16 protein-coding genes and 3 pseudogenes are annotated in these 19,236 nt (G+C 70.8%); 6 read left to right on the top strand and 13 right to left on the bottom strand.

What is annotated here, in order from left to right; translation table 11 throughout:
- From ACGFNV_RS38830 to ACGFNV_RS38850, 5 genes and pseudogenes are all read right to left on the bottom strand, one after another.
- Positions 1-869: pseudogene (locus tag ACGFNV_RS38830) on the bottom strand (hypothetical protein); the annotation flags it as partial.
- Complete coding sequence (locus ACGFNV_RS38835) at positions 866-1,576, bottom strand: class I SAM-dependent methyltransferase (RefSeq protein WP_393629331.1); 711 nt, start codon at positions 1,574-1,576, stop codon at positions 866-868. The gene ACGFNV_RS38835 and the pseudogene ACGFNV_RS38830, both read right to left, overlap by 4 nt.
- A gap of 129 nt (positions 1,577-1,705) precedes the next feature.
- Positions 1,706-2,484, bottom strand: a pseudogene (locus ACGFNV_RS38840) (SGNH/GDSL hydrolase family protein).
- A gap of 155 nt (positions 2,485-2,639) precedes the next feature.
- Positions 2,640-3,290 carry a response regulator gene (locus ACGFNV_RS38845; RefSeq protein ID WP_393629333.1) on the bottom strand — a complete coding sequence of 217 codons (651 nt, stop codon included), beginning with the start codon at positions 3,288-3,290 and terminating at the stop codon, positions 2,640-2,642.
- Complete coding sequence (locus ACGFNV_RS38850) at positions 3,287-4,441, bottom strand: sensor histidine kinase (RefSeq protein WP_393629335.1); 1,155 nt, start codon at positions 4,439-4,441, stop codon at positions 3,287-3,289. Before ACGFNV_RS38850 ends, ACGFNV_RS38845 begins: the two co-directional genes overlap by 4 nt.
- A gap of 123 nt (positions 4,442-4,564) precedes the next feature.
- Between ACGFNV_RS38850 and ACGFNV_RS38855 the strand changes: the two genes are divergently transcribed.
- Together ACGFNV_RS38855 and ACGFNV_RS38860 are read left to right on the top strand one after the other, a co-directional pair.
- Positions 4,565-5,290 carry a methyltransferase domain-containing protein gene (locus tag ACGFNV_RS38855; RefSeq protein WP_393629337.1) on the top strand — a complete coding sequence of 242 codons (726 nt, stop codon included), beginning with the start codon at positions 4,565-4,567 and terminating at the stop codon, positions 5,288-5,290.
- Positions 5,287-5,976: a DedA family protein gene (locus ACGFNV_RS38860; protein WP_393629339.1), complete on the top strand. Its 690-nt coding sequence runs from the start codon at positions 5,287-5,289 to the stop codon at positions 5,974-5,976. Before ACGFNV_RS38855 ends, ACGFNV_RS38860 begins: the two co-directional genes overlap by 4 nt.
- An 18-nt stretch (positions 5,977-5,994) precedes the next feature.
- On the opposite strand, the gene ACGFNV_RS38865 is transcribed toward ACGFNV_RS38860, so the two are convergent.
- On the bottom strand, positions 5,995-6,990 hold the full coding sequence (locus tag ACGFNV_RS38865) for a glycoside hydrolase family 95-like protein (RefSeq protein ID WP_393629340.1): 996 nt from the start codon (positions 6,988-6,990) through the stop codon (positions 5,995-5,997).
- Between the two features lie 56 nt (positions 6,991-7,046).
- A pseudogene (locus ACGFNV_RS38870) lies at positions 7,047-7,541 on the bottom strand (lectin); the annotation flags it as partial.
- A 366-nt stretch (positions 7,542-7,907) separates the two neighbouring features.
- Here ACGFNV_RS38870 and ACGFNV_RS38875 point away from each other — a divergent pair.
- Positions 7,908-8,159, top strand: coding sequence for a hypothetical protein (locus ACGFNV_RS38875; protein WP_393629519.1), 252 nt, complete (start codon positions 7,908-7,910; stop codon positions 8,157-8,159).
- Positions 8,160-8,267: 108 nt separating this feature from the next.
- On the opposite strand, the gene pip is transcribed toward ACGFNV_RS38875, so the two are convergent.
- Positions 8,268-9,227: a prolyl aminopeptidase gene (gene pip / locus ACGFNV_RS38880; RefSeq protein WP_393629342.1), complete on the bottom strand. Its 960-nt coding sequence runs from the start codon at positions 9,225-9,227 to the stop codon at positions 8,268-8,270.
- Between the two features lie 385 nt (positions 9,228-9,612).
- On the opposite strand from pip, the gene ACGFNV_RS38885 reads away from it, so the two are divergent.
- Together ACGFNV_RS38885 and ACGFNV_RS38890 are read left to right on the top strand one after the other, a co-directional pair.
- A complete protein-coding gene (locus ACGFNV_RS38885; protein ID WP_393629344.1) occupies positions 9,613-11,268 on the top strand; it encodes a PucR family transcriptional regulator in 1,656 nt (551 codons plus the stop codon).
- A 256-nt stretch (positions 11,269-11,524) separates the two neighbouring features.
- Positions 11,525-12,985, top strand: a complete 1,461-nt coding sequence (locus ACGFNV_RS38890) for an amino acid permease (protein ID WP_393629345.1) — start codon at positions 11,525-11,527, stop codon at positions 12,983-12,985.
- A 124-nt stretch (positions 12,986-13,109) separates the two neighbouring features.
- On the opposite strand, the gene ACGFNV_RS38895 is transcribed toward ACGFNV_RS38890, so the two are convergent.
- The 5 genes from ACGFNV_RS38895 to ACGFNV_RS38915 form a co-directional block, all read right to left on the bottom strand.
- The gene (locus ACGFNV_RS38895; protein WP_393629346.1) at positions 13,110-13,985 is read right to left on the bottom strand and encodes a sugar phosphate isomerase/epimerase family protein; all 876 of its coding nucleotides are present in this window, start codon (positions 13,983-13,985) and stop codon (positions 13,110-13,112) included.
- The gene (locus ACGFNV_RS38900) at positions 13,982-14,998 is read right to left on the bottom strand and encodes a Gfo/Idh/MocA family protein (protein ID WP_393629348.1); all 1,017 of its coding nucleotides are present in this window, start codon (positions 14,996-14,998) and stop codon (positions 13,982-13,984) included. The genes ACGFNV_RS38895 and ACGFNV_RS38900 overlap by 4 nt, the downstream gene beginning before the upstream one ends.
- 32 nt (positions 14,999-15,030) lie before the next feature.
- Positions 15,031-16,482 carry a sugar porter family MFS transporter gene (locus ACGFNV_RS38905; RefSeq protein WP_393629350.1) on the bottom strand — a complete coding sequence of 484 codons (1,452 nt, stop codon included), beginning with the start codon at positions 16,480-16,482 and terminating at the stop codon, positions 15,031-15,033.
- 9 nt (positions 16,483-16,491) lie between these two features.
- Entirely contained in the window at positions 16,492-17,442 is a 951-nt protein-coding gene (locus ACGFNV_RS38910; RefSeq protein ID WP_393629352.1) for a TIM barrel protein, read from the bottom strand.
- A gap of 606 nt (positions 17,443-18,048) precedes the next feature.
- Positions 18,049-18,702, bottom strand: coding sequence for an FMN-dependent NADH-azoreductase (locus tag ACGFNV_RS38915; protein WP_393629354.1), 654 nt, complete (start codon positions 18,700-18,702; stop codon positions 18,049-18,051).
- A 133-nt stretch (positions 18,703-18,835) separates the two neighbouring features.
- Here ACGFNV_RS38915 and ACGFNV_RS38920 point away from each other — a divergent pair, with 133 nt between their 5' ends.
- On the top strand, positions 18,836-19,222 hold the full coding sequence (locus ACGFNV_RS38920; RefSeq protein WP_393629356.1) for a winged helix-turn-helix transcriptional regulator: 387 nt from the start codon (positions 18,836-18,838) through the stop codon (positions 19,220-19,222).
- Positions 19,223-19,236 lie beyond the last annotated feature (14 nt).

The raw sequence follows: 19,236 nt of genomic DNA on the forward strand, positions 1-19,236 counted from the left end.
ACGCGGTAGGTGACGGCTGCTTTGCCGCTGGGGGAGAAGACGACGGCCTTGTCGCGGCGCAGGGCGAAGTGGCCGAGGGAGTCGCGGCGGCCGTGTTTGTCGAGCAGGGCGCGCAGGCGCGTCTCGTCCTCCTCGGTGAGGCGGGCGGCGGGGTGTTCGGGGCGGAAGGCCAGGTAGATGGTGGTGACCGCGGTGAGCAGACCGAGCGCGCCGAGCGAGAAGGCGACGGTCCACGAGGTGCTGCCCTCGTAGTCGACCGGGCCCTCGAAGCCGAACAGGCCGTACAGGACGTGGGCGAGACGGTCCGCCAGGCCCGGGTCGCCGACCATCCGCTTGCCGTGGACGCTCACGATCACCAGGCCGAGCAGGACGGAACCGGCGCCCATGAGGATGAAGTTGGCGAGCGCGCGCCAGCGGCTGCGCGGATCGGGCAGCGCGGCGAACTCGGCACGGTGCCGCACCAGCAGGAAGAGCAGCGCCAGCGAGATCAGCACGCCGAAGATCGAGTGCCGGTAGGTGAACTGGGCCACGGCGCCCGCCGGCAGCAGGGCGACGACGGCGCGCCAGGCGCGGCGCTTGCGGCGGCGCAGCCCGTGCGCCAGCAGGAGCAGCAGCAGACCGGTGCTGAGCGAGAGGGCGGCCGCGAACGGGCCGAGCGCGCCGGGCAGTACCTCCGCGATCATGTGCACGCGGCTCTGCCGGAACCGCGTGAAGACGCCGGCCAGGACATCGACGAGACCCACGAAGACACAGGCCCGGGCGACCAGGGCGGGAACGGCGTCGGGACGCGGGCCGCGGAGCACCCGCCGCAGTCGGGGAGGTGACGGCGTGTGCGACTCGCGCGCGGCGAGGGAGTCGGCCGGAGTCAACGCTGTGCTCCGTCCCCGCGGTGCCGCTGGTCGTCGGAGGAGACAAGGGGGCGTTGCAGCTGCCAGACGTGGGCCGGGGGCAGGTTGGCCCACGTCGTCCAGCGGGCGGTGGCGTAGCTGCGCTGGTAGCCGGCCATGATGTGGTCCACCGCGGCGTGCCGGCGCGCTTCCGCCCGCGATGACAGCAGGGTCCGGGCCCTGCGGGTGCCGAGGTAGGCGAAGTAGGTCAAGGTCCCGCCGGGGTGCAGCAGTTCCATGTACCGGGCCATGATGCGCTCGACCTGCTTCGGCTCGAAGTTGGTCAATGGCAGGCCGGAGACGATCACGTCGTAGTGCTGGTCGGTGTGGAGCTCCTCCACGTACGCCTGGTGGACCTCTGCCTTCACCTCCGGGTGGCTGTCCACGAGGCGGCGCAGCCGTGTGGCGAAGCGCGGATTGGCTTCGACGATGTCCAGACGGCTGCCCCCGGGCAGCTGGGGCATCAGCGTGCGGGTGACCGCGCCGGTGCCGGCGCCCGCTTCCAGGACCGCCAGCGGGCGGGGTGCCTGGACCTGTACGGGACGGGTCAGCAAGCGGGACAGGGCCTTGCCGCTCGGGGCGATCGCGCCGGTCGTCCGCAGATCGCGGACCGCCTCGATCAGGAACATCCAGCCTTCGGCCTGACGCTGTGCCAGAACACGGTCGTGAGAGGTCTTCCAGTCGTTCATGGTTTCGACGCTAGAAACTCTTGACGACCGTTAGATCCCTCCTTCTGCGACGGTCTCCCCCTACGAAAGTAGGAGGACGGTAGGGCACTTCGTCGGTCGGAACGGCCGTCGCGATCGCGGCGGCGCAGCTCAGGACCTGACGGCCCTCAGAACGGCGTCGGCCATGCCGCGTTCGCCGCGTGCGTTGGGGTGGACGCGGGCCGCCGGGCTACTCGGTTCGAGTGGCTCGATCCAGCGGGTCTTCGGGGGCGAGCAGGCGTCGTGGCCGGTGGAGGGGGTGTGGGTGTCGACGTAGGTGGCGTCGGCTGCCTCGGCGCGCTGGCGCAGCATGGCGTTGAGCTTGCCTTCCTGTTCGCGCAGGAACGTCACGTCGCCGGGGGCGAGGGGGAGCTCGCCGTCGCAGGCGGATGCGGTGGCGGGCAGGATGGCCGGGTAGCCGACGACGTAGACGCGGGCCTGGGGTGCACGCCGCTTCACTTCGTCCAGGGCTCGGTCGAGTCGCTGCCCCGTCGTCTCGATCCTCTGTCCCACGGTGTCGGTGTCGCCCGAGTGGTGGCGGCGTTCGCAGGGGGCCTGTTCGGACACGTCCGTGAGGTTGGCGGCTGCCTTGTAGAGCGCTCCGGCGGTGACGCACTTGGTGATCATCGAGCTGAAGCCGATGTCGTTGCCGCCGATGCCGAAGACGACGCGTGCGGTGGCGCCGCCCGCGGAGGCCTGCGGGAACTCCTTCCCCAGCAGGTCGTCGCCTTCTGCGACTGGGTGCCGGGCAGCGTGAAGGCGTCGGACGTCTTGCCGCTGACACTGGTGGACCCTGTGCCGACGGCTGCCAGAACGACGATCCACAGCATCAGCACGAGCCGTCGTCGCCGGAACGAGAACCGGCCGAGCCGGTAGAGGAACGTAGCCACGGTGTTACTCCCAGCAGGGAAGACATTGGTACGAGAACGGGTCGGACGACCCGGATCTCAAGCTAGGAGCGAATCCCGGCGCGACCCCGGCACCGCGGGACCGACTTCGGCCGACGACCAGTACCGCGGTACTGGTGGCCCTCATCCTCCGAGACTCACCCGGTGAGTCCCGCGTCGCGGGCCAGCAGGGCGGCCTGGACGCGGTTGGTCACCTCCAGCGCGGCCAGGATGCGGCTGACGTGGGCCTTGACGGTGCTTTCACGCATGGTGAGGTGGGCGGCTATGTCCGCGTTGGTTTCTCCCTGCGCCAGCAGGGTGAGCACGTCGCGTTCGCGGGGAGTGAGCCGGTCAAGGCGCGCGTGGGCCGTGGTGGCCCTGGGCTGGGTGGTCGCGTGGTAGCGGTCGATGAGCCGACGGGCCGCGGTGGGGTGGAGCATGGCCGAGCCGGCCGCCACCACGTGGACGGCTCGCAGTATCTCGGCCGGGTCGGTGTCCTTGAGCAGGAAGCCGTCGGCTCCCGCGGCGAGCGCGTTGTAGACGTACTCGTCGAGGTCGAAGGTGGTCAGGGTGATCACCTTCGGGGAGTGGGGCAGTGCGCGCAGCCCGGTGATGGCGGCGATGCCGTCCATACGGGGCATGCGCACGTCGACCAGGGCCACGTCGATGCGGTGGGCCGTCGCCTGCTCGACGGCCTGGAGCCCGTCGGTGGCCTGGGCGACGACCTCGATGCCCGGATCACCGTCGAGGAGGTCGGTCAGGCCGAGGCGGACGAGGGCGTCGTCGTCGACGATCATGGCGCGGATCATGTACGGGTGCCGTTCTGTCCGGTGGCGGGGTGGGGGATACGTGCGGCCAGCCGCCAGGCGCCCCCGCCGGCGGGCCCGACATTCAGGTGCCCGCCGAGGGCGGTCACGCGTTCGCGCAGACCGACGAGCCCGTATCCGGAGTGGACGGCACCCGCGTGGGGGGTGCCGGGGGTGTTGGTGACCTCGACGACCGTGGCCACGTCCCGGTAGTCGACGCGTACGGTCACCTCGGCGCCGTCGGCGTGCTTGCGGGCGTTGGTCAGCGCTTCCTGGACGATGCGGTACACCGCCAGGCGGTGCGTGGTGGGCACACCTTCGGGAACGCCGTCGGTGGTCAACCGCACGTTCTGACCCGCGGCGCGTGCCTCGTCGACCAGCTCTCGCACGTCCCTCATGACGGGTGTGAGACCGGACTCCGGCGGCGTGGAGTCGGGGTCGCGCAGGGCGCCGAGAACGTCGCGCAGGTCGGCCAGCGCCTCGGTGGAGGTGGTGCGCAGCAGGCCGAGCCGTTCGGTGACCTGCGCGGGCATCGCGTCCGTCCTGGTGGCCAGGACACCGGTGTGCAGGGCGATCAGGCTCAGACGGTGGGCCAGCACGTCGTGCATCTCCGCGGCGATACGGGACCGTTCCGCGGTACGGGCCGCCTCCTCACGGAGCTGCGACTCCACCCTCAGGTGATCGACCTGGGAGGCCAGCGCCCGGACCAGGCGCCGACGGTTGCCCAGCCACAGACCGACCAGTATCGCCAGCAGGGGCACGAACAGAGTGGAGCCGTACCGGTCCGGCGTCCACAGCGAGGTCGCCGGGCCGGTGAGGAGGTTGGCGCCCAGCGCGGCGACGGCACAGCCCACGGCGACCCACGCCCGCCGGGCCACGGCCAGGTCGAACAGGACAACCGCCAGCAGGCCCAGCATGGGCCAGCCCCACCACATCGCGGCCGCGGTGACCAGGAGCGGCGCGAGGGGCCAGCGCAGCCGGGGCACGAGCAGGGCCGCCCCGCACAGCAGGGCCACGGCCGCGATGGGGACCACATGGTGGCCGTGGTTGGTCGACTCGTCGTTCAGGACGGCGGCCACCACCAACAACGCCACGAGCCCCACACGCCCGTACGCGGCCCACCTCGAACCCTTGCTCCTGCTCACGCTGGCCATGCTAGGCAGGCCTCCGCGCCTCCGCGTTCGACGATCTACCACGCCAGGCCCCTACTTTCGTAGGGGGAAGTGGCCGCCCAACGGCGGTTTTGATCGAAGGATCCGGTTTCTAGCGTCTCTTCCATGAATGACTGGACCACCGCTCACCACTGGGATCTGGGGCCGCGTCGAGCCGACGGCCGGACGTTCCTCGTCGAAGCGGCCCGCGATCTGCGGGCCACGGGCGTGACCGCTCCCGGCGGCAAGGCCCTGGCCCGCTTGCTGACCGATCCGGTACGGGCCCAGGCACCCCGGCCGCTGGCGGTCCTGGAAGCGGGCGCCGGCAGCGGCGCGGTCACCCGCGCCTTGATATCGCAGCTTCCCCGAGGCAGCCTTCTGGACGTCGTCGAGGCCAACCCGCTCCGCGCGGCACGGCTGCGGAAGCTCGTCGCCAACCACCCCTACCCGGCGGGCAGGCTCGCGCAGTTGAGCGTGCACCAGGCGTACGTCGACGAGCTCGACACCGACCAGCGCTACGACGTGATCATCTCCGGGCTGTCGCTCACCCACCACACCCCTGACCAGGCCCAGCGTGTCATGGCCCGGTACATGGAGCTGCTGCACCCCGGCGGAATCCTGACCTACCCCGTCTCCCGTGGCACCCGCCGGGCCCGCACCCTGCTCACCTCACGGGCGGAAGCACGTCGGCGCGCCGCGGTGCACGAGGTCATGGCCGCCTACCAGAGGGACTACGCCATCGGCCGCTGGCCGGTGTGGGCGAACCTGCCCCCGGCACACGTCTGGCAGCTGCGACGCCCCCCTGCCTCGCCCCACGAGCAGCAGCGTCCGCTGAAGGAAGCGTGGCGGTGAACAGCCTCTCCCACACCCTCGGCCACCTTCCCCCAGCCGCCGCCTACACGGTGGTGGCGCTCGCGATATTCGCCGAGTCGAACCTCCTGATCGGGACGTTGATCCCCTCGCTCGCCCTGCTGATGACGGCCGGCGCACTGGCCCGCACCGGCCACATCAGCCTTCCACTCGTCGTCGCGGCCGCGGCGGGAGCGGTTGTCGCGGGTGAGTTCCTCGCCCACCGCACCGGCAGGCTCCTGGGCCATCGGCTGCGCGCAGGCGGCATGGGCCGTCGCGTTCCCGGCGCCGCCTGGAACCGGGCCGAGACCCTGATGACCCGCCACGGCGGGCGAGCCGTTTTCCTGGCCCGTTTCGTGCCGGTGGTCCGCACCCTCGCCCCCCACTTCGCCGGCGCCACAGGCCTGCCCTACCACCGCATGGCTCCCTACAGTGCCGCCGCGGCCTGCTTGTGGGCCTCAGCCGAAGCGGGCGCCGGCTACGCCGCCGCGACATCCCTTCAACGGGTCTTCACGGTGGGCGGCCCCGCTCTTGCCGCCGCCGCGCTGATCGCGTTCGGGGGCGCGCTCCTTTGGACGAAGAGACGCCGTACTTCCCCGCAGCAAGGGATTCCAGAACCACGGGAGACGTCCCCGACCTGGTCCTCCGGGACCGGAACGCCACCGACGCCACCCAGCGCCGGCACCTGACGGCCACGGGAGGAACGGTCAAGCGAGCGGCACGGTGACTGTCGTGGGGGAGTACGCCGACAGGTGCACGGTCCGCCGCCGGTCCACGGCAGCACGGCACACGAGGGTGACGTCCCGATCGAGGGGCGAGGTGAGGACCACCCCGGCGAAGCCTTCCACCGTGTCCCACGTCAGCCCGTCGACGCTCACCCCGGTTCGCGTGGCGATGCCGCGCAGGCTGCCGGTTCGCCACTCCTGGGGCAGGGCGGGGAGGAGTTCCACGACCCCGGGCCGGGAGTCGATCAGCATCTCCGTGACCACGGCCGGCAGGCAGTGGGCGGCGCCCGCGTTGTAGGTCTCCAGGTCGGGGTTGTGCGAGGTCATCAGCGACCGGAAGAGCATGTTCCGGCCCAGGATCTTCAGGACGTTCGCCTTCACCGTCTCGCTGTCCTTCAGGCGGGCGGCGACCAGGGCACGGTGCAGGCTGCCGTGCGCGGACAGGTTCTCGTCGCCGCGCCGCAGCAGTGCCTCTCGCGCGGCGGTCGCCAGGGCGGGGGTGTCGTCGGGGGTGATCTCGTGCAACGGCCACACCGGGTAGAGGTGGCTGATGTGCCGGTGGTCGTCGGCGGTCTCCAGGTCCGGCCACGCCCACTCGGCGAGTGCTCCGTGGCCGTCGACGCGATACGGCGGCAGCCGCTCGGCCAGCGTGCGCCAGCGGTTCGCCGCGTCCTGCTCGATGCCGAGGTGCGCGCAGACGTCGGCCGCGGTGGTGAGCGCGTGCCGGGCGGCGGCCAGGTCCATGGTGGCGTTCACACCGGCGACGCCCCGGACGCCCTTCGGGCCGACCTCGGGGGAGTAGGACGGGACGAGGACGACGTGCCCGTCGGCGTCCTCGTGGGTGAGGAAGTCCTCGAAGAAGACGGCGGCTTCCACGAGCCAGGGCGCGAGAGCGCGGGCGAGGAAGTCGTCGTCGCCGGAGGCCTGCCAGTACTCGTACAGCGGGAACAGCAGCCAGTCGGCTCCGGCCAGCCACATCGTCCAGGGCCAGTCGTCGTCGAGGTGGAACAGCAGCCCGTGCTCCCGTCGGTCCGGCTCGGCGCGAGGACGCCGCGGGCGCCGAAGACCGTACGGGCGTTGGTGCGCCAGTCGTCGATCTGCGCGCCGATCAACGCGGCGTACGGCGTGATGAGTTCGGGCATGCCGGTGAGGACCGCCCCGGCCGTCTGGAGGTTGATGTTGGCGTCCGTGGTGAAGTCACCGGACCAGGCGGCGCCCCATTCCCCCAGCCACAGTCCGGTCAGCCGGGGCGGCAGCACCCCGCTGGAGCTGAGCAGCAGGTGGCGACCGGAGTGGAACAGCGCCTCGACCAGCGCGCCGTCCAGTTCCCCGGTGCCGGCGCGAGCGATCAGCTCACCCACGGCAAGTCGCCGCTCGCTTTCGGGGACGCCCAGATCGAGTTCGGCGCGGCCGTACAGCTCACCGTGGACGGGCGTGTGCCGGGCGAGCAGCGTGTCGTAGTCGGCGGGCAGTTCGGCCATGGCCGCGCGCAGCCTCTCGACGTCCGAAGGGGCCGACGACCGGTCCATCCGCGTCAGCAGGACCACGCGGCTCGCCCCCTCGACACGGACCGCGTCCCCCTCCGCCCCGACCCGGCCGCCGGTGACGACGACCCGGGTCACGCCGGCGAACCCCGCCGCGCCAGGGCCGGGCGGATACCTCCCCACGACGGCGAGCGACGCCTCACCGCGCCCCGTGGCCTCGGCGGACGTCGTGAAGGTGACCTCGGGCGGGCGGCCGGGCAGCTCACCGGAGAGCCGTAGGACCAGGTCGAGCCGCTCACCGGTGATCTCGACGACCGCGACGGCGTCGGTGCGCGACACGAAGGCCCGCAGCTGGCCTTCCTGACGCCCCTCGCCCTTCGAGCGGCCCAGGGCTCGGCGACCGTCGCCCTCATCACCACCGCCGGCATCCTCACCCCGCTGCTGCACCGCGCCGACCTGTCCACCGGCCAACTGTCCCTGGTGGCCCTCGCGATGGGCGCCGGAGCCCTCTCGCTGTCCCACATCAACGACGCCGGGTACTGGATGTTCACCAAGCTCGCCGGTCTCGACGTGGCGGCGGGCCTGCGCACCTGGACGGTCCTGACCACCGCCATGGGATGCGCCGGCTTCGCCCTCACCGCGGCCCTGTGGCCACTGGTCTGACCCGGCCCGGGTCACGCGGATACGCAAGCTGCCCGCCGAGGCCGTCATGGCACGGGCGGGCAGCTCCTACGGGCACCCCCGGACGACAGCGACAACGACGCGTGCGTTCTAGACCGGCCGGAACCGGTCCGTAGCCGCCAACACCGCCTCCGCCGTGGCATTCCCCGACAGCCCGTGCCCCTCCTCGCCGATCAGCACGAGCTCCGCGTCCTTCCACACCTGAGCCAGCCGCCACGCGATGTCCGGGGGACTGCTGATGTCCAGACGCCCGTGGATCATCACGCCGGGAATGCCGGCGAGCTTCCCGGCGTCGCGCAGCAGGGCTCCATCCTCCAGGAAGCCGGCGTGCCGCCAGTAGTGCGTGACGAGACGGGCGAAGCGCAGCCGGAAGCGCGGGTCCTCGAACCGGGGGTCGGGCTGGTGTCCCGGGTGGGTGGACACGTGCACGTCCTCCCACCGGCACCACTCCCGCGCCGCCCGCTCCCGTACGGCCGGATCGGCGTCGGCGAGCATCCGGGCGTACGCGTCCACCAGACTGCCGTCGCGCTCCGGCTCCGGTACGGCGTCGCGGAACCGGGCCCATTCCTCGGGGAAGACCCGCCCCATGTCCCGGGTGAGCCACTCCACCTCGCGGCGGGTGGTGCTGGTGACGCTGAACAGCACCAGCTCGGACACGTGTCCGGGGTGCTGCTCGGCGTAGGCCAGGGCAAGGGTCACGCCCCAGGAGCCGCCCATGACCAGCCAGTTCTCGATGCCGAGGTGTCGCCGCAGCAGCTCGATGTCGGCGATCAGATGCGGGGTGGTGTTGGCGTCCAGCGAGGTGTGCGGATCGGCGGCGTCGGGCGTGCTCCGGCCACACCCGCGCTGGTCGAAGAGCACGATGCGGTACGCCTCCGGGTCGAACAGCCGACGCCAGAACGGCCCCGCCCCGGACCCCGGCCCGCCGTGCAGGACGAGAGCGGGCTTGCCCGCGGGATTTCCGCAGGTCTCCCAGTACACTCGGTTGCCTTCGCCGACGTCGAGCATGCCGTGCTCGTACGGCTCGATGGGGGGATGGAACTCGGCCACTGGGACGCCCCTCCTTGGATTCGACGGCGCCGCACGTCCTCGAACTGCTCGACGGCGACGTGGCCAAGGTCTACCAGGAACAGGACCTCGCCGAGTACCGCCCCCGCTTCTCCCGGTCGTGCGGGCGCTGTTGCCCGAAGGCCCGCCCGCCGTCCGCGACTTGGCCGCGGGCGGCGTCCGTGACGCTCTCGGCCGCAGGGCACGGACGCGGTGCGCCGCTGCCCGTTCCACGAACGGATCGCGGCGGCGCACCGGCCCTGAAGGGACCTCCGACGCCCGCTGCCACGGGTTGCTGGGACGAGGGGCTTCCCGGAGCGTCTTCGGTCCCCGCCACCCGGAGGGATAGCATCGAGGACCTGCGTGTTTCCCAGCAGAGGCGACGTTCATGGATCCGGCCGCGGTCACTCCGCCCCCAGCGAGCATCAGCCTGCGCCAGTTGCTGATGGCGCTGGGCGACTCGCTGGTGGAGGTCCAGGCCGCCCCCGCCGGCCTGGACGTCGAGATCCGAGGTGTCGCCCTGCTGGACCCCGAGGACCCTCCGACCGCCCAGCCGGGCGAGTTGGTCCTCGTCATCGGCGCCCGCGGCCGCGCCGCCCTGCCCGCACTGCGGGCCGCCGCCCGCGACTCGGCCGCCGCAGTCGTGGTCAAACTGGACGGTCCCGGCCAGGCCGCGGCGCTCGGCGAGACCGCCGCCGAGGCCGGTGTGGCTCTGCTCTCCCTGCGCGGCGAGGCACGCTGGGAGCAGGTGAACGCGCTGGCCCGCGCCGCCCTCGACGACGCGCCTCCGGGCCGCCCCGGTGAAGGGGCCGAGGAGGGCGATCTGTTCTCGCTCGCCCAGACCACCGCCATCCTCACCAGCGGCATCGTCAGCATCGAGGACGCCGCCAACCGGGTGCTGGCCTACTCCCGCTCCACCGACTCCGACGAGATCGACGACCTGCGGCGGCGCTCCATCCTCGGCTGGCAGGGACCGGAGGCGTATCTGGCGAAGCTGCGCGAGTGGGGCGTGTTCCAGCATCTGCACTCCAGCGACCAGGTCATCGGCATCGACAGCCACCCGGAGCTGGGCATCCGCCGTCGACTCGCGGTGGCCATCCGGTCCGGGGAGCGGCAACTGGGGACCATCTGGGTGCAGGAGGGCTCGACGCCCCTGTCCGAACACTCGGAGCAGGCACTGCTGGGTGCCGCCCGGGTCGCCGCACACCACCTGGTACGCCGTCGCCGCGAGCTCTCCGAGGACCTCACCCTGACGCGGACCCTGCTGGCCGGACTGCTGGAGGGGAGCACCGGGCCCCAGCCGCTCGCCACCCACCTGGGATTCGACGCCTCCCGCCCCGCCGCCGTGCTCGGCTTCTCCTACGGAACCACGGGAGCCACCGCGGCGGACACGGGGCACATGGGCGGCGCGCCGGAGCTGACCCACGCCGAGGTCACCAACCTGATCTCCGTGCACATCGCCGCACGGCACCGCAGCGCGCTGGTCACCCAGCTCGACCCTCGTATCTACGTGCTCCTGCCGCAGTTGCCCCGCAGCATCGACACCTGCACGCTGCGCGGCTGGGGCCAGGACATCACCGACGCCGCCCGCCGCCACCTGGGCCTGCACCTGCGCGGCTCGGTCGGCTGCGTGGTCTCCGGGCTCGGGAACGCCCCCGAGTCGCGCCGGGAGGCCGATCGCATCCTCGACGCGATGATGGGCGCCGGCCTGTCCACCGCGGTCGCCGCGCTGCCGGACATCCAGGCGGAAGTACTGGTCAGCGAGATGCTCACGCTGCTCTCCACCCACCCCGAGATACGGGATCCACGACTGACCACCCTGGTGGCGCACGACAGCCGCCACCAGGGCCGACTGGCCGAGTCACTGCTGGCCTATCTCAATTCCTTCGGTGACGTCCGGGCCGCCGCCGCCCAGCTGCATGTGCACCCCAACACCCTGCGCTACCGCATCCGTCGGGCCGAGGAGCTGACCGGTCTCGATCTGGGCCGCCCCGACCAGCGGCTGCTGGCCATGCTCCAGTTGCGGCTGCCGCCCACCAGCTGAAACCGGCTCCGCATTGGCCGGCAGGACAACCATCGGGGCCGAGTTTGTACTCCGGAACCAACACCGCGCCCTCTGAGCCCCCATACGCTTGCGCAAATCAGATTCCGTAAGTGACGCGGCTCACCTCCCACAAGGAGTCGGAGCGCTCCGCGGCTGTGAACGCTTTCGGGAACGCCAGGACCATGCATGCCCGACTCATCCGTCGATCCGGGCAGCCACTCCCCATGGCCCTCCCCACCACTCACTGGATGTCGACATGACTACACGTCCCCTCGATTCGCTGCCCCCCGACGGCACTCCGCCCGCCGACGGCGGGCCTCCGGAGCAGGCAGGTCTGCGAGCCGGTCTCAAGAACCGCCATCTGTCGATGATCGCCATCGGCGGGGTGATCGGTGCCGGCCTCTTCGTGGGCTCCGCCTCCGGTATCGCCGCCGCCGGGCCCGGCATCCTGGTCTCGTACGTCCTCGTCGGCGCCCTGGTCGTCTTCGTCATGCGGATGCTCGGCGAGATGGCCGCGGCCAACCCGTCCTCAGGCTCCTTCTCCGCCTACGCGGACCGGGCGCTCGGCCGCTGGGCCGGGTTCTCGATCGGCTGGCTGTACTGGTTCTTCTGGGTCGTGGTGCTCGCCGTGGAGGCGACCGCGGGTGCCGTGATCCTGGAGGGATGGGTGCCGGCCGTACCGCAGTGGGCCTGGGCACTGATCGTGATGGTGGTGCTCACCGCCACCAACCTGGCCTCGGTCGGGTCCTTCGGCGAGTTCGAGTTCTGGTTCGCGGGCATCAAGGTCGTCGCCATCTCGGGCTTCATCATCCTCGGCGGCCTGGCGGTCTTCGGTGTGCTGCCCGGCTCCGACCACGCCGCCACCGGTTTCGACAACCTCACCGCACACGGCGGATTCCTGCCCAACGGACCTGGCGCGATCCTCACCGGCATCCTGCTGGTCGTCTTCTCCTTCATGGGCAGCGAGATCGTCACCCTCGCCGCCGGTGAGTCCCCGGACGCGCGGCGGGCCGTCGCCAAGGCCACCAGGAGCGTGATCTGGCGGGTCGGCGTCTTCTACGTCGGCTCGATCCTCGTCGTACTCGCATTGCTGCCGTGGAACGACCCCTCGATCGCCAAGAACGGCTCGTACGTGGCGGCCCTCGACACCATCGGCATCCCGCACGCCGGGCAGATCATGAACTTCATCGTGCTGACCGCGGTGCTGTCCTGTCTCAACTCCGGCCTCTACACCGCCTCCCGGATGGCCTTCTCCCTCGGCCAGCGCGGCGACGCCCCGCGGGCCTTCGTCCGCACGAACGCCCGCGGTGTACCGCAGCCCGCGATCCTGGCCTCGGTGGCCTTCGGTTTCCTCGCGGTCGCCTTCAACTACCTGTGGCCCGACACAGTCTTCCAGTTCCTGCTGAACTCCTCGGGCGCGGTCGCGCTCTTCGTGTGGATGGTCATCTGCTTCTCGCAACTGCGCATGCGGGGGATCATCCTGCGCGAGAGCCCGGAGAAGCTCGTCGTCCGGATGTGGCTGTTCCCATACCTGACGTGGGCGACGATCGGGATGATCGCCTTCGTGCTCCTCTACATGCTCACCGACGACAGCGAGGGCGGTGGCCGCAGCCAGGTCCTGCTCTCCGTGCTCGTCGCCGCGCTGGTCGTCGCGATCTCGCTCGTCCGGGAGCGGACCCGCCGCAACAACGCCAAGGAGATGGCCGCGGCCCGGTAACCACCCCGAACCGCCGTACGGCGTTCCAGGCTCCCCGCCGCTCGTTCGGCGGGGAGCCGTTCTGCTGGTGGGCCGGGTCCGTCCGTCCCGGAGGGGCGGACAGGCGGACTGAAACCGTTGAGCGCTAGCCGGAGGACTCCGCGAGTTCAGCGGTGATGCGGTCGAGCATGAACGCGGACGATTCTCGGGCGCGTTCCTCCCAGGCGAAGACGCAGGACGTCGCGACTCCGTCGAAGTCGATTTCGCGCAGGGTGCCGAAGAACACGTCCCAGTCGACCTCGCCCTGTCCGATGTCCAGGTGCTGGTGGATGCGGGCGGGCGTGCCGGGCGGGTTGAGGATGTAGCGCAGGCCGGAGGAACCCTTGTGGTTGAAGGAGTCCGCGATGTGCACGTGCTTCAGCTTGTCGCCGGCGTAACGCATCATCGCCGCTATGTCCGCCGTCGGATCGGCGCCCGACAGGTGGAAGGTGTGCGGGGCGCAGTAGAGGTAGTTCACCCAGGGCTTGTTGATCGCCCGGACGAGGTCGACCGCGGGGGTGTTCTCCTCGCAGAAGTCGTCCGGGTGCGCCTCCAGGTTCAGAGCGATGCCCTCCCGTTCGAAAAGGGGCAGCAGCTCTTCCAGGGAACGCCAGAAGGCGGCCTCGCTCTCGGCGGCACGCTCGGGACGGCCGTTGAACTCCGAGTTCAGCAGCGGGCATTCGAGGTCCGCGGTGATCTCGATCATCCGCTTCCAGTAGCGGACGGCTGCCTGTCGTTCGGTCTCGTCGGGGGAGGACCACTTGTAGAGGGGCAGGACGGAGGAGAGCTGAACGCCGTGCTCACGCAGGGACTTCTTGAGTGCGCCGATGCGTTCGTCGTCCGCCCGCGGATGCAGGAAGAACGGCATGAAGTCCTCGCGCGGCGACAACTCGATGTACGAATAACCGAGTTCGGCGACCGTGCGCACCATGTCGTCGAGGGGCAGGGCCCGGAACATGTAGGGGTCGAGGGCGATTTTCACGCGAGGCCTCCGTAGAGTGCGGGCCGGGGCTTGAGGTCTGTGGCCACGACGCGGCCCGACCCCAGGGCCTCGACGGTGGCGCTGGTGATGACGGTGGCCGCGTAGCCGTCCCATGCCGAGGGGCCGGTGGACTCGGCGCCGGCGGCGACGCCCGCGATCCACTCACGGAACTCGGTGTCGAAGGCGTCCGCGAAGCGGCCCACCCAGTCGGTGAGCACCTCGGTGCGGTTCTGTCCGGCGGTGCGCACGCCGACGGCGGCCGGGTCGGGCAGCCGTACCAGGCCCTCCTCGCCCACCGTCTCGCACTGGATGTCGTAGCCGTACTGGCAGTTGACGAAGACCTCCAGATCGACGCGGACGCCCTTCGCGGTCTCGAAGAGCATGATCTGCGGATCCTTGAGATGGGCGAACCGCTTGCTCGTGGAGCGTGGGGTGACCACCTGCGTGGAGACGATCTCGTCGTCGAGCAGCCAGCGCAGCACGTCCACCTCGTGCACCGCCGTGTCCAGGGCGGCCATGCCGGAGGTGTACGACTCCGGGACGGACGGGTTGCGGTGGGCGCAGTGCACGATCAGCGGCTCACCGATCCGACCGGAGTCGATGACCTGCTTCATCTGCCGGTAACCGGTGTCGTAGCGGCGCATGAAGCCCACCTGGACCAGGCGGCGGCCGAGCGCGGTCTCGGCCTCGACGATCTTCAGACAGTCCTCGGCGGTCGTGGCCAGCGGCTTCTCGCAGAACACCGGCTTCCCGGCGGCCAGCGCGTTCAGCACGTGCTCGGCATGGGTCGGGCCCCAGGACGTCACCAGGACGGCGTCGACGTCCTCCGCCGCGATCAGGGACGCGCCGTCGGGCAGGACCCGGGCACCGACCGGCACCGCCGCCTCCTCGGCGCGGGCCACGTCGATGTCGGTGACCGCGGTGACGCGGGCGCCTGTGACAGCCTCGGTGAGGCGCCGGATGTGCTCCTTGCCGATCCAGCCGGCGCCGATGACACCTACGCGCACAGTCATGGGTGGTGGTTCCTTTCTGGGAACAGCCAAGTTCAGGAGAAGCGCGCCCGGAGTTCCGCTTCGAGCGTTTCGAGGGTGCGGCCCTTGGTCTCGGGGACGTAGCGCTTGACGAAGGTGAGGGAGACCAGGCCCGCCACCACGAAGAGGAAGAAGGTGTTGGAGATCCCGATCCCGGAGACGAGGGACGGGAAGACCAGTCCGATCACGAAGTTGGTCAGCCACAGCACCACGGCCGCCATCCCCATCCCGAAGCCACGCATCCGCATCGGGAAGATCTCCGACAGCATCAGCCACGTCACGGGCGAGATCGCCCCCTGCTGGAAGGCGAGGAACGTGACGGTCATCGCCAGCACGGCGTACGCCCGGCCGTCGCCGGAGGGCAGCACCAGGGAGAAGACACCGATCAGCAACAGGGCCGCCGTCGTGCCCAGCTGACCGGTCATCAGCATCGGACGCCGGGGCACCCGGCCGAGCAGCCAGATACCGACGAAGGTGGCCAGCACCGAGATCACACCGTTGGCGATGTTGGCCGTGAGCGCGCTGTCGGCGGCGAAGCCGGCGTCGGTGAGGATCTGGGTGCCGTAGTACATGATCGTGTTGACACCGGTGATCTGCTGCACGATCGCGATGCCGAAACCGATGAACATCAGCCTGCGCACCCACGGCACGCCCTTGACGTCCTGCCAGCCGCCCAGCTTCTCCTGCTCGTCCTTGACGGCGAGCGCGGTCACCTCGGCGAGCTCGGCCTCGGCCCGCTGCCGGGACCGCACCTGCCTGAGCACGTCCAGGGCCTCGGTGTGACGGCTCCTCGAGGCCAGCCAGCGCGGACTCTCCGGCATGACCAGCATGCCGAACCAGAGCACGACCGCCGGGACCGTGGCGATCACCAGCATCCAACGCCAGACCCCGCCGGACTCGCCGCCCACCCGCGCGATGATCGCGTTGGACGTGAACGCCAGCAGCTGACCGCTGACGATCATGAGCTCGTTACGGGTGACCAGCGCGCCGCGCCGCTCGGCGGGGGAGACCTCCGCGAGGTAGACGGGCACGGTCACCGACGCGCCGCCGACTGCGAGGCCGAGCACGAACCGCGCCACGACCATGACCGCCGTGGTCGGGGCGAGCGTGCAGCCGAGTGCTCCGATGAAGAACAGCACGGCCAGCGTGAGGATCGTGCGCCGCCGGCCCCGCGCGTCCGACAGCCGGCCGCCGGTGATAGCGCCCAGCGCGGCGCCCAGCAGCAGCGAGCTGGTGACCATGCCCTCGGTGACCGGAGTCAGGCCCAGGTCGTCGGTCATGTACGGCAGAGCACCGTTGATCACACCGGTGTCGTAGCCGAAGAGAAGGCCACCGAAGGTGGCGATGACCGTGATGATCCGCAGCCGCCGGGAGACCGTCGGCGCCGCGTCGTCCGGGACGGTGGTGGCAGGGGTGGCCTCGGAGGTGGGGGTGGAGGCCCGGGTCGTGTCGTCGCTGACGTCCATGGGCACCTCCTACTTGTCGGCGTCGGGGCGTCGGGTTCCGGTGAGGCCACAACCGGCCAGGTACTCACGGGTGCCGACCGCGATGGGCAGCGGCACATCGGGAGCGCACGGGTACAGGTCCTGCTCGACGATCACGAACAACTCCGCGTCCAGCCGGGACAGTTCGGCCACCACGTCGGCCGGGTTCGGTACACCGGCCGGGGGCGAGACACACACGCCGCGCTTGACCGCCTCGCCGAACGACAGGTCCTCGTCGTGGACCTGGGCGAGGACCTCGGGGTCCATCTGCTTGATGTGGACGTAGCCCACCCGCTCGCCGAACCGGCGGATCAGGTCGAGGTTGTCCCCACCGCCGTAGGCCACATGCCCCGTGTCCAGACAGAGGTTGGTGTACCGGCTGTCGGACTCGTTCAGCAGCCGCTCGATCTCCGGCTGGGTCTGGAGGTGGCTGTCGGCGTGCGGGTGGACGACGAGACGCACGTCGTACTCGTCGAGCAGGAGCCTGCCCAGCCGGTCCGCGTTCCTGCCGAAGCCCGCCCACTGCGCCGCGGTCAGCTCGGGCGACTCGGTGAACGCGCCGGTCTTCTCGTCCCGGTACATCGGCGGGATCAGGACCAGGTGATGGGCGCCCGCGGCGGCCGTCAGCGCGGCCACCTGCCGGACGTGCGCGAGCATCTCGTCCCAGACCTCCGGCCGGTGCAGGGCACCGAACGCGGTGCCGCCGGACACCTGCAGACCGCGGCGGTCGAGTTCCTCCTTCAGCCGCTGTGGGTCGGTGGGGAGATAGCCGTACGGGCCGAGCTCCAGCCACGTGTAACCAGCCGCGGCCAGCTCGTCGAGGAAGCGGGTGTACGACACCTGGTGGGCGTCCTCGGGGAACCAGACGCCCCACGAGTCGGGCGCGGAACCCAGGCACAGGTTGCCCACGACGGTACGGAGCGGGGATGGCGTCGTTGCCATGGAGTGTCCTTCCAGCGGGTGGTGACGACCTTGGGGCGGGTGTGGAAGCGGATGCCTTCGAAGCCGTGGACGGGGGAGTCGCCGATGAGGGAGTCCTTCCAGCCGCCGGGGTCGTCGGAGATCAGCCAGGCACGCTCCTGCCCCGGACCGGCCATGACATCTCTGACGCGCTCTACTAGCGCGCTCTAGTGCCAGTACGATGACGCCTGTCCAAATGTCATGTCAATAGCTCGCACAGAGTGGAGTGCGGTGACTGCCCGCCGGGCATGACGGAAGCCCCGCCCGCAGAGCGCGGGCGGGGCTCACGACGAGGAACGGTTGCGGCGGACCACGGACGATAGAACGCCGAACGTCGACTCCGGGTCCCAGGGGTGCTGCCGGGCGGTGCAGGATGCCGCCGCCGCGGCCGACGTGCCCATCGGCGTGCGGGGCGGCGGCGCCGGCCCGCGCGAGAGCGGCAAGGCCGGGCGGGGTGCGGTCGGCCCGGTCGCCTTCGGCGGTGTCACTTTCGCCGCCGGTCACCGGGTCGGGCTTACGGTGGGCCCCAGCCCGGCGTCCGCGTCGCCTGCTCGGGCGACGCGGACGTGGGAGGCGTCGTACGGCGTGTCAGGCGGCGGCCTTCAGTGCGGCGGCCTTGCCCTTGGTGGCGGCGTCCTCGTGGGCCTTGGCCTTCGAGGCGTCGGCGAGCGGGACCAGTTCGGCCATGGCGGGGTTGGAGTGGGCCATGGTGAGCTCGGGGACGATGAAGTCGACGGCCATGCCGAGCATGTCGCCCAGGAGCGCCTGGAGGAAGTTCTGTACGTACTCGTAGCCCTCGCGGGGCGTGCCGGGGGCGTAGGAACCGCCGCGGCTGGCCACGATGTAGACAGGGGTGCCCTTGATCGGTGACTCCTCGACCCCGGCGGTGCGGCCCATGAGGATCACCTGGTCGAGCCAGGCCTTCAGCGTGGACGGAACCGTGAAGTTGTACATCGGGGCCCCGATGAGCACGGCGTCCGCGTTCTCCAGCTGCTGTATCAGCTCCTCGCGCGGGGCGAAGGCCGCCGCCTGCTCCGGGGTGCGGTCGGCCGGCGCGGTGAACCCGGCGGACGCGGTGAGGGCGTCCAGGTGCGGCACCGGGTCGATGGCCAGGTCCCGGTAGACGACGGTGCCGTCCGGGTGCTGTTCCTCCCATGCCTTGCGGAAGGCCGCCGTGACCGACCGGGAGGCGGAGGCGGACTCGGGGAACAGCGACGAGTCGAGGTGCAGCAGCGTTGCCATCAGAAATCTCCAACAGGGAGGGGAACGGCACGACTGATACGCGGCAGGCGCGCTGCCGTTCCGTGTGTCCCTATTGGTAGCACAGCTACTTACTTTTTTTCACCTCCAATAGGGATTGCAGTACACTCCAGGCATGGAGGAAGCGGTACCTGAGCCCTGCAAGACGGTGGACGTCTCGATCGCGCGCGTCTTCGGACTGCTCGGGAAACGCTGGACCGGCCTGATCGTCGCCGTGCTGATGGAGCGCCCGGTCCACTTCTCCGACCTGCGCCGGGCCATCCCGGGCATCAGCGAACGCATGCTGTCGGACCGGCTGACGGAGCTGGGCGCGGCGGGGCTCGTCCTGCGCGAGGTGGACGAGGGACCGCCACTGCGCGTCTCGTACCGACTGACCGACGCCGGCGCGGCCCTGGAGCCGGCCCTGAAGGAACTGCGGGGCTGGGCGGAGCGACACCTTCCGGACGCCCGGCACGATGGGCTGCAGTGCCCGGGCGAGGCGACCGCCCCGCCCGGGTGCTAGAACCCGCCGGGTGG

This window comes from Streptomyces sp. NPDC048751, from assembly GCF_043198595.1.
Taxonomy (GTDB): domain Bacteria; phylum Actinomycetota; class Actinomycetes; order Streptomycetales; family Streptomycetaceae; genus Streptomyces.

Excerpts from the sequence above, each read along its gene's own strand:
- ACGFNV_RS38835 (WP_393629331.1), bottom strand. The coding sequence starts at position 1,576 with ATGAACGACTGGAAGACCTCTCACGACCGTGTTCTGGCACAGCGTCAG.
- ACGFNV_RS38845 (WP_393629333.1), bottom strand. The coding sequence starts at position 3,290 with ATGATCCGCGCCATGATCGTCGACGACGACGCCCTCGTCCGCCTCGGC.
- ACGFNV_RS38850 (WP_393629335.1), bottom strand. The coding sequence starts at position 4,441 with ATGGCCAGCGTGAGCAGGAGCAAGGGTTCGAGGTGGGCCGCGTACGGG.
- ACGFNV_RS38855 (WP_393629337.1), top strand. The coding sequence starts at position 4,565 with ATGAATGACTGGACCACCGCTCACCACTGGGATCTGGGGCCGCGTCGA.
- ACGFNV_RS38865 (WP_393629340.1), bottom strand. The coding sequence starts at position 6,990 with ATGTGGCTGGCCGGAGCCGACTGGCTGCTGTTCCCGCTGTACGAGTAC.
- ACGFNV_RS38885 (WP_393629344.1), top strand. The coding sequence starts at position 9,613 with ATGGATCCGGCCGCGGTCACTCCGCCCCCAGCGAGCATCAGCCTGCGC.
- ACGFNV_RS38890 (WP_393629345.1), top strand. The coding sequence starts at position 11,525 with ATGACTACACGTCCCCTCGATTCGCTGCCCCCCGACGGCACTCCGCCC.
- ACGFNV_RS38900 (WP_393629348.1), bottom strand. The coding sequence starts at position 14,998 with ATGACTGTGCGCGTAGGTGTCATCGGCGCCGGCTGGATCGGCAAGGAG.
- ACGFNV_RS38905 (WP_393629350.1), bottom strand. The coding sequence starts at position 16,482 with ATGGACGTCAGCGACGACACGACCCGGGCCTCCACCCCCACCTCCGAG.
- ACGFNV_RS38910 (WP_393629352.1), bottom strand. The coding sequence starts at position 17,442 with ATGGCAACGACGCCATCCCCGCTCCGTACCGTCGTGGGCAACCTGTGC.
- ACGFNV_RS38915 (WP_393629354.1), bottom strand. The coding sequence starts at position 18,702 with ATGGCAACGCTGCTGCACCTCGACTCGTCGCTGTTCCCCGAGTCCGCC.
- ACGFNV_RS38920 (WP_393629356.1), top strand. The coding sequence starts at position 18,836 with ATGGAGGAAGCGGTACCTGAGCCCTGCAAGACGGTGGACGTCTCGATC.